The following is a 1,728-nucleotide window of genomic DNA, read 5'->3' as shown; positions in this document are numbered from 1 at the left end:
TTTGAAGAGAATGTTATAGAATCTATGTTTAATGACTATGTTGCTATAATAGAGAATTTACTGGCTAATAATCAGTTTGCTTATCCTAGTCATTCTAATTTAGAGAGAGTGGTTTCAGAGTATAATAATACTTCAAAAGTTATTCAACCTGATACGCTTTATCGTCTTTTTGAAAGACAGGCTTTAGAGACACCTGAAAATGTCGCAATAGAATTTAAAGACAGAGGTATTACTTATCAGGAATTAAGAGTGATGTCTAATCGAATAGCTCGTTACCTTGAAATGAATGGTGTTCAGACTAATGATTTTGTAGGCGTCATTGTCAATCGAGAGATTGAAACAATTGCTAATATTCTGGCTATCCTAAAAATTGGAGCTGCTTATATTCCGATTAACCCAGATTTTCCAAAAGAAAGGCAAACATATATCTTGCAAGATGGTGAATGTAAAATTTCACTAACACCTGAACTTGCAAAAAGTGTTATATCCACTTATGAAGAATCAAAAAGTGATAGTAAAGCGTCTCCCGATCAAATTGCTTATGCGATATATACCTCTGGAAGTACTGGAAAACCTAAAGGGGTAGTGATTACACATCAAGCAGTAACTAATACAATCATTGATATTAATTCAAAATTCAAAGTCAATGCCAGAGACCGATTTATTGGTTTGTCTTCAATGTCTTTTGACTTATCAATATATGATATTTTTGGAGCTTTTTCTGTTGGGGCAACATTGGTAATGATCGAAGATCAGAGGGATGTAAAGACTATTTATCATATAGTAAAGGAAAATGGTATTACCGTTTGGAACTCCGTTCCTATGATTATGGAAATGCTAGTAAACTATATGGATGAGGAAGAAAAAAAACCTAGTATTGAAGCAATTGACTATGATGAACTTCCAGATCTGCGGTTAGTTTTATTAAGCGGAGACTGGATACCTGTTACTTTACCTGAAAGAATTCAGGATCACTTTGTAGATAGTAAAGTAATTAGTTTAGGAGGAGCTACTGAGGCTTCAATATGGTCTATTTACTATCCAATTAATAAGGTGAGGAAAGAATGGGCCAGTATTCCTTATGGCTATCCTTTAGCTAACCAAACATACTATGTTTTAGATTATAATAGCGAACTTTGTCCAGTAGGAGTAAAAGGAGAGTTATATATAGGAGGAAAAGGAGTAGCAGAGGGATATTTAAATGCTAAGGAAAAAACAGACGCTTCATTTATTGAACATCCGTCCTATGGGAGATTATATAAAACAGGTGATATGGGAGTCTTTACTCAAGAAGGCTATATTGAGTTTCAAGGCCGTAAAGATCATCAAATTAAAATCCGGGGATACCGTGTTGAACTAGGGGAAATTGAGAGTGTGATCTTAGAACACCGCCAGGTGAAAAATGTAACAGTCATTAATCGAAAAGATAACAGAAATCAAGATGTTTTATGCGCTTATGTAGTTGAAAATCAATCATTAGATATAAATGAACTTAAAACATTTATTGGAAGCCAGGTCCCTATCTATATGGTGCCGACTTATATAGTGCAAATTAAGGAGATTCCTCTCACCGGTAACGGAAAGGTAGACAGAAAAAGATTATTAGAAAAAGAAATTACAGATCAAGATCAGGTTATCAAAAAGGCTATAAAGCAAGCAAGAACTGAAACAGAGAAAAAACTTGTGGAAATTTGGCGTAATGTTCTGGATGTTGAAGATATCAGTATT

General features: G+C 34.2%; 1 protein-coding gene. It reads left to right on the top strand.

Annotation, left to right across the window (positions count from 1 at the left end):
* Nucleotides 1–24 precede the first annotated feature (24 nt).
* Nucleotides 25–1,728, top strand: a 1,704-nt coding sequence (locus GXP75_RS21280; RefSeq protein ID WP_242557810.1) for an amino acid adenylation domain-containing protein, incomplete at its 3' end; no start/stop codon positions are given.

It is taken from the genome of Bacillus sp. HU-1818, from assembly GCF_022695965.1.
GTDB classification, from domain to species: domain Bacteria; phylum Bacillota; class Bacilli; order Bacillales; family Bacillaceae; genus Bacillus; species Bacillus atrophaeus.
This window is presented reverse-complemented; position numbering and strand designations above follow the sequence as displayed.